General features: G+C 50.0%; 8 protein-coding genes. All 8 read right to left on the bottom strand.

The features are described from left to right. Nucleotides 1–1190 (bottom strand): RsmD family RNA methyltransferase (locus Q0605_RS07460; protein ID WP_298705649.1); only part of this gene is annotated, 1190 nt, incomplete at its 3' end. Next, entirely contained in the window at nt 1183–1515 is a 333-nt protein-coding gene (locus Q0605_RS07455; RefSeq protein WP_298705646.1) for a hypothetical protein, read from the bottom strand. The genes Q0605_RS07460 and Q0605_RS07455, both read right to left, overlap by 8 nt. Beyond that, on the bottom strand, nt 1515–2606 hold the full coding sequence (locus Q0605_RS07450) for an SAM-dependent methyltransferase (RefSeq protein ID WP_298705643.1): 1092 nt from the start codon (nt 2604–2606) through the stop codon (nt 1515–1517). Before Q0605_RS07450 ends, Q0605_RS07455 begins: the two co-directional genes overlap by 1 nt. Then, a complete protein-coding gene (locus tag Q0605_RS07445) occupies nt 2603–3772 on the bottom strand; it encodes an aspartate aminotransferase family protein (RefSeq protein WP_298705640.1) in 1170 nt (389 codons plus the stop codon). Before Q0605_RS07445 ends, Q0605_RS07450 begins: the two co-directional genes overlap by 4 nt. After that, nucleotides 3769–4386, bottom strand: a complete 618-nt coding sequence (locus tag Q0605_RS07440; RefSeq protein ID WP_298705637.1) for a TRIC cation channel family protein — start codon at nt 4384–4386, stop codon at nt 3769–3771. The genes Q0605_RS07445 and Q0605_RS07440 overlap by 4 nt, the downstream gene beginning before the upstream one ends. A 446-nt stretch (nt 4387–4832) precedes the next feature. Further along, on the bottom strand, nt 4833–5879 hold the full coding sequence (locus Q0605_RS07435; RefSeq protein ID WP_298705634.1) for an alpha/beta fold hydrolase: 1047 nt from the start codon (nt 5877–5879) through the stop codon (nt 4833–4835). 67 nt (nt 5880–5946) lie between these two features. Continuing rightward, nucleotides 5947–6534, bottom strand: a complete 588-nt coding sequence (locus tag Q0605_RS07430) for an NUDIX hydrolase (protein ID WP_298705631.1) — start codon at nt 6532–6534, stop codon at nt 5947–5949. After that, complete coding sequence (mgtE, locus tag Q0605_RS07425; protein WP_298705628.1) at nt 6519–7898, bottom strand: magnesium transporter; 1380 nt, start codon at nt 7896–7898, stop codon at nt 6519–6521. Before mgtE ends, Q0605_RS07430 begins: the two co-directional genes overlap by 16 nt. Nucleotides 7899–7900 lie beyond the last annotated feature (2 nt).

The following is a 7900-nucleotide window of genomic DNA, read 5'->3' as shown; positions in this document are numbered from 1 at the left end:
TTTTCTATGGAATTTGCAGTATGGCTCTCGCTAGAATTTGCGGCAGAGCTTTTGTCTAAACCGCAGGAGAAATTTTCACGGGAGCTAGCGGCGAAATTTTTTCTTAAATCATGCATTAAATTTACGCTTGAATACAAATTCTCTCCGCAGCTAACGCCAAAATTACCACTAGAATTCGCAGTGGAATTTTTTCTTGAATCATAGATGAAATTTGCGTTTGAATGTAAATTTTCTCCGTAGCTAGTGGCAAAATTTTCGCCTAAATTTAAGATTTCTTTCTCTTCGCAGCTCACGTCTAAGCCCGCACCGCGATTTGTGTCAAAATTAGAGCTCTCGCTGCATTTTGAGCTTAAATTTAAGTTGCAATTAGCGGTCTCGGTGCCGCTTGCATCGTATTGCGAAGCGGAGCTCGCGTCAAACTTTTCGTTAAAGCTCGCGGCGTCCGTAGCTAGCGAATTCACGCAGTATTTTATGCTAGTAGCACCCGCGTAATCGACAATCTGGGCACAACCGCCAAAACCCTCCACGCCTGCGCAATCACCATTTGCGCCGCTCTGCGCGCCATTTTGCGCTCTATCAGACATACTACTTCGCGTGCTGCATTTAGCCAAATCTTTCACGCCGCTTTGCGCGCCGCCTTCCGCTTCTACGCTTTGCGCGGCGCGGTATCCGTCCTCGCCCTGCTCTACGCTATTGAAAGTTTTGCGACAACCCTCTTTCTCGCCGCCTAAATTTTCGCAGCAGACGGCGCCATCGGCACGGTTTTTAAAATTTTTGCCGCTTAAATTTGGCAAATTCGCGCCCGAGCGTCCGTTCATATCCGCTTGCAGCTCGTGCAAAATTTCGGGTAGTCGCTCGAAGCAATCACCCAAAATCGCGTTTGCGCCGAGCCCAAAAAGCTCAAAATTTTTCCGCATTATTTTATGCGCGGCAGCGTCCTTTTCGATCGCATAAACGTTTTTTGCGCCGTTGCTTAGCGCTTCAAGCGCCATCGCACCGCTACCGCCGAAGCACTCGACGAACGCCGCGCCGCGAAACTCCGCCCGCCACGTATCGAAAAACGAGCCTTTTACGATGCTTTTCGTGCTGCGCGTGCTCGAAAACGCGGGCAGAGCGAGCTTTTTGCCCCTATAAATGCCGCTTGAGATTTGCGTAAAGAGCGTACCGCCGGGTTTGGAAAATTTAGCCATTTTGCCTTCTTAAAATTTCGATGATTTTTTCCTTAAACTCATCAAACAACGCGCAAATTTCATCTTCCACACTCGCCGCGTCGTATCCACTAAGATCCACCCGTAGCGAGCTTTGAAAATCCTCTAGCCTCGATAATAACATCTGCTTGGAAAACGGCAGAGCCAAATCTCCGTCCTCGCCGATCAAAAATAGCGGTTTTACCGAGCTTTGCGGCTCGTCGCTTATCACAAAGTCGCAATCCTGCGCACTTGCGGCATGATCTTTTAAAAACAACTCCAGCGTCTTTTGTAAAATTTCGCAGTCGCAATCGATAAAAGCTTTCATCAAAGCCCCTTTTTAAATTTTATCATCTTAAACTTCTCGCCAAACTCAGCGCGCAGGTGATTGAACTGCAAAAGCGCGTTATGATAGCCCCTCTCGCCGCTTTTTTGCATAAAAAGCTCTAAAAGCTGGACCGCGCCGAAGTCTATGAGAGCCGCGATCTGTCTTTTAAAATCCGCCGTCACGGCGCCCACGTCCTCAAACGCTGCGCGCAAAATTTCAAAATTTACGTCGTAGGTAAGATCGCTCTTGCCGTAAAAATCGCTTAAGTTTTGCACCTCAAAGAAGCTAAAAACCTCGTGGTTTCGGTAGATCCGCAGGCTAAAATCGCCGCTAGCGCCCATCTGTCCGTAATCAAAGGCTATGAAATAAAACCGCTGCGCGCTGGCGCAAATTTCGCGCGCGAAGCGAAAATATCTGACCGGGATTTCGCCGCGCGAGATGCCGAATCTGCGCGCGAGGGTTAAAATTTCACGTTCTTTTATGGGAGCAAATTTTGCCGCGCCGCTTTCGATAAAAAGCATATTTTCGCCGTCCACCGCCTCGCATTTAAAGGCGTCGAAAAGCTCGTTTGCCACAAAGATCGCATCTTTAAATTTCGCCTCGCGCACGCTTGCAAAGTGCTTTAGCGCGATTTCGTCGCCGAAGCTCTCTGCAAAGCTCGCCCGCTGTAGCTCGCGCAGGCGCTCGTGCGGCTCGATAATCGCAAAGCTAAATTTATCAAGCGCCGCTACGCCGCCCAGCGTAAAGATAGCTTGCGCGATGTCGCAAAGCAGCCGCCCGTCGTGCGATCCTATCTCTACGATAGCGATTTTGGCGCTATTTTGCGGTTTTTCTTCAAGTGCGACATCTAGATTTAGCTCGCTCGCCGCAATGTTTTGCCGCGATACGCCCGAGCTTGCCGCCGCGTCTAAGCTTAACTCTTGCATCGCGCAAAAATTCGCGCTTAGGCGTAAAATTTCGCGCGCGATGCAGATACCGAAGAAGCTCCCTACGCTCACGGCAGTGTAAAAATCGCCGCTCTTGCCGATTTTAGCGGCATTTGCGTAGTAGCTCTCGTTTAGCCAGCTCTCAAAAAAATCGCTAAATTTCACGCCCGCACTATCTCGTCCAGGCTCTTGCGTAGGCGCGCAAAGCCCTCTTTGATCTCGGATTTTTTGATATTTAGCGCAGGCAAAAATCTAAGGGTGCGCTTGCCGGATTTTAGGATCAAAAGTCCGTTTTGCAGGGCTTTATTAAAAATCTCGCCCAGATTTTTTTCATCGCGCAGCACGAGGCCTTGCATCAGACCGAGCCCCACGCGCTTTTCGATCAGGCTAGGATAGTCTACGGCGAGCCCGTCTAGTTTTTTGATAAATCTTTTTATAGTCTTATCAAGCTTGCCGCTCGCTTTTAAAAACTCTAGCTGCGAAAGCACCGCAAGCGCCGTAGAGGTCGCCAAAAAGTTACCGCCGAAGGTGCTGCCGTGCTCGCCCGGAGCGAAAATGTTTTGCTGCGCCACGCACGCGCCGATCGGCACGCCGCCCGCAAGCCCTTTGGCAAAGGTGATGATGTCGGGGCGGATGCCGTAAATTTGCGACGTCGCGAACTCACCCGTGCGATATACGCCGCACTGCACCTCATCGGTGATCAAAAGCAGCTTTTTCTCTTTCAAAACCGCCGCCAGCCTTTGCACGCTCGCCTTATCCAGAGGCTTGATACCGCCCTCGCCCTGGACTAGCTCGATCATCACGGCGACGCTGTTTTCATCGATGTGCGCGATGATATCCTCGATATCGTCGAAAAATTTAAACCCGGGCATATATGGAGCAAAAATTTCGGGATGAAATTTCTCCTGCCCCGTAGCTTGCAGCGTCGCTAGCGTGCGGCCGTGGAAGGAATTTCGCAGAGTTAGAATTTCAAATTTTTTATTAGGGAAGTTTACGGTGCCGTATTTACGCGCCATTTTGATCGCCGCTTCGTTCGCCTCCGCGCCCGAGTTGCAAAACACCGCGTATGTGCGGTATCCTAAAAGCTCGCTAATCTTTTGAGCCAGGGCTTCTTGGGGCAGAATTCTATAAATATTCGAGCCGTGGATGATCTGCGCGGCTTGCGTGCCGATCGCTTCCAGCACGATTTCGTTTGCGTGCCCCAGGCAGTTTACGCCGATGCCCGCGCCAAAATCCACGTAGTCCTTGCCCGCTTCATCATAGACTATCGAGCCCTCGCCTCTTACCAGCGCCACGTTTACGCGCGCAAAATTATCCATCAAATAGTTCATTTTTTATACTCCACTTTAGGCAGATGCCAAGATTTGTAATAAGCCACCATGCGAAACGCAACCCCTAAAACCAGCAAAATAAGCACCGAAACTACGCCGCTAAGCCCCAATCCATCAAGCACGAAATATATCAAGCCCACGCCCATGCTTATCGTGCCATAAAGCCCCGTATGTAAAAACCACGGCACTTCGTTCAGCAGTACGTCGCGTAAAATGCCGCCGCCCACGCCGTTGCAAAATGCGATTAGCACCACGCCAAAAACGTTGTGATTGTAGCTTAGCGCAACCATCGCTCCCACGATCGAAAAGCTTACGACGTCGATCGCATCGGTTAGAATAAATAAAAATTTACCCTCCAAATCGCGGTTTTCGTAAAGTTTGGCAAAAATGGCTACGGCGCTTACCGCAAGCACGATCGTTACGGGCGCGTAGTGCGTGAACGAGTATATCTCTCGGCCTACTAAGGTGTCGCGCATGATCCCGCCGCCAAGCGCCGTCAAAAACGCCGCGATAAAGATCCCAAGCCAATCGCAGCCCTTCTTCACGCCGAATAAAAACCCGCTAAGCGCCGCCGAAGCGATGCCTACGCACTCCATACTCTCTAAAATACTCATATCACAAACCGCTAAAATCCTTTTAAAAACGCATTTTACAACAACTAAATATAAATTTCGGTAAAGCGCGGCGGGCTGGATAAATTTAGGCGCGGCGGGATAAATTTTAACGCGGCGAATTAAAATTCTACGAGATAGAATTTCGTATGGCAGAATTTTATCGCAGCTAAAACATACGGCGTCGCGATCTGGCGCAAATTTTAGTTTGAAATTTGCAGCACCTACGCGCTAGAAAGAATTTAACGCTACAAAATTGGCTCTATATTTACACTAACGGTGCGCAAATTTTGATTTGAAATTGCGCCCTATTTTTGGCGCCGTGTTTTGCCGCTATAAAATTTCATCTTATTTTACGATGACCTAATCCGCGCGGAATTCTACGTAAAATTTTAAAATTTAGCGGTCGAATTTTGCGTGGAATTTTACGCCGAGCTCCCGCTGCTAGATTATTGCAGTCTTTCTTTTAAAATTTCCCAAATACGGGGCATTGCCAGCAGTCCATTATGCGGCGCATCTGGTATTTCATAAAATAGATCGCCCTCTTTAAGAAATCCCGCAAGATCACGACAGTGGTGCACCGGTATCAGCTCGTCGGCGGCTCCGTGGATGAGCGTGATCTGAGTGCCGCGTGCCGCTTGCAAAAATTCCGAGGTCGGAATCTTATAGCGGATCAAAAATTTCGGTACGAAGGGGATTTTTTCGTGCGCGAGCCGCTCGAAGCTAAAATATGGCGCGAGCAAAATCAGCCGCGCTGCATCCCACTTCGCAGCCTGCTGCGCTGCGATGCCGCTTCCGATCGAGTAGCCGATCATCGCGAGCTTTCTTGGCGAATGCTGCGTTAAAACGTAGCGGCTCATCGCATCGGCGCTCGCAAAAAGCTGCTGCTGCGATGAAATTTTGCCGTCCGATTTGCCGTAGCCTGGGTAATCGAAAATATAAAAATCGTATCCCAAAGCCGCAAAATCCGCGCCGTATGCGCCCCAGCCGCTCACGTCGCCGAAGTTGCCGTGAAAGAACAAAATCGCGCCTTTAGGCTCTGCCGCACTAAATTTCAGCCCGTTTATCAACCCGCCCTCAAACGAGATATTGATCTCTTGAAATTTTATCGCAGCGGAGTTTGTGTTATTGCCCGTAGCGGCGTCTCGAGCGGTATTTTCGCCGACGCGCTCGGCGCTAGTTTGAGCGCCTTCGTTTTTGATCTCACCCGCTGCGGAGCCGCTTTCTTTTGTGTCGCTCGCTGCGGAAGCGCCTTCGTCTGCAGCGCCGTTTGTCGCCGCGCCATTTTGCGTAGCGGACGACGGCGTATCTAAATGCTCGTCGTTCTCGGGCACATTCACAACTCCTGCAAATTCGGAATTTTCAAAGCTAAATTTGAAGTTTTTATCTAGCGGCTCGCCCAAAAATATCAGCCGTTCCTGAAAGATATAAAGTCCCGCTAGCACGCAGACATAAACACACGCCGCGATAACGCACAGCCTAAGTAAAACCCTCATCGCCGTCCTTTAAATTTAAAGCCGAGACACAAAAAAGCGCGATGGCACACGAAGCTCCGTCTCGCCGCTAAGCTTTAAACTCGCTCAAAAACCATTGAAATGCCAAGATCAGCCCCGGCGCGCGCACGATCTTTTCGTCAAACATAAACTCTCGCGCCTTGGCCGCAGGTAGGTAGAAAAGCTCGATCTTCTCGCCGTCCACGCCTCCGCCGCGACCTAGCTTCATCGATTCGTCGATGCACGCGAAGTATAAAATTTGACGGTTCGCCGCAAAGCCAAGGGCGCTGTAGTAGCTCGTGATAAATTTCAGATCCTTCACGGCATAGCCCGTCTCCTCGAACACCTCTTCGATCGCCGTTTGCTCCTCACTGATGCCCTTATCTAAAATGCCAGCGCAAAGCTCATAGGTGTAGCCCTTCTCGGGCGAATTTATTAAATTTTCCTCTTGATAAAACCACACGCTGGGGCGAAACTGCTTGACGAGCAAAAGCGCGTCGCGCTGCGTATGATAAAGCAAAATCGAGACGCTATCGTGCACCTTGACGCAGTCCCACGCGCGCGCCACGCCGTCCATTTCGAAATTTAGGCGAAAGGGTTTAACGAAATTTGAGCTTTTAAGCTCGGAAATTTTAAAATTTTTTATAGTAGTATCCACGTCGCAAGTCCTAAAAAGCTAAAAAATCCCACGATGTCCGTCACCGTGGTAAGCAGCACGGAGCTGCCGACGGCGGGGTCGATATTTAATTTTTTAAGCGTGATCGGAATGACGGCACCAAAAAGCCCCGCAAGAGTTAAATTTAGCACCATCGACATCGCAATCACCAGCCCCAAAAGCTTAATGCCGAACCAAAAATACGCCACAAACCCCATCAGCGTGGCAAAAATGAGGCCGTTTATAAAAGCGATCGTGATCTCGCGAAAAAGGACCTGCTTTTTGTCTTTAAACGCTATCTCGCCCAGGGCTAGGCGGCGCACGGTTACCGTAAGCGCCTGCGTGCCAGTGTTGCCGCCCATGGAGGCGACTATTGGCATAAGCACGGCGAGCGCGACCAGCTTTTCTATAGTGGCGTCAAAAAGCCCGATGATCGTGGGGCTTACGATCGCCGTGCATAAATTTACCGCTAGCCACAAGGCGCGCGCGCGACCCGCCTTAAATATCGTCGTCTCGTCGTCTTCGGCTTCGTCATCGACGCCCGCGAGGTTGTAAATTTGCTCGGTGGCGCGCTCTTGGATGAGATCGTGGATATCATCGGCGGTGATACGTCCGATAAGCACGCCGTTAGCATCGACAACGGGGATAACGTTAAGATCGAATTCTTCAAAGTCCTTGATTACGTCGTCGATCTTGTCGGTATCGGTGGCGAAGTGGATTTTATTTTCGGCGCCGAATTTTTGTGAAATTTGCTCCAACGTGAGTGAAAAATCGTATAAAATCAGATCGGACGTCGAAAAGCTCGTAAGCAGGTGCCCTTTTTTATCGAGCACGAAGAGCTGAAAGACATTCTCGATCTCGTCCTTTTCGCGCATAACGCGCAGCATCTCGACCGCTTGCCCCAGGGTCTGATCTTGCCTCGCGCTAAAAACCTCCGTCTGCATATACGCGCCCGCCTCATCTTCGCTATATTTGGAGATAGTAAGAATATCGTGGCGATCGTCCTCGTCAAGCCCATAGAAAATCTGCTCGGCCTTGTCCTCGTCGATTTCGCCGATGTTTTGCAAAAGCTCCGCCTGATCGTCGCTTTCGAGCTCCTCGATCGCTTCGACGATCTTTTCGTGAGGCAGAGTCTCGATGACGTCTTCGAGCATATGCTCGGGCATCTCAAGCGCAGCATCGGCAAGATCCTCTGGATCTAGCTTTTTTAAGAATTCTACGTATTTTTCTTCGTCGTGCTTCTTTAGAGTTTTTAAATGCTCCGTAAGATCGGCGGCACTCAGCTCATGCTCAAGCGTATCGTCCAAGTGCGCATCAAGAAGCGCTTTGGCTTCCTCGACGTCGTCCAGCTGCTCTTTATTTTCCATTT

It is taken from the genome of uncultured Campylobacter sp., from assembly GCF_938017705.1.
Classification (GTDB): Bacteria; Campylobacterota; Campylobacteria; order Campylobacterales; family Campylobacteraceae; genus Campylobacter_B.
Note: the sequence above shows the minus strand (reverse complement) of the source record. Positions and strands in the feature narration are given on the sequence as shown.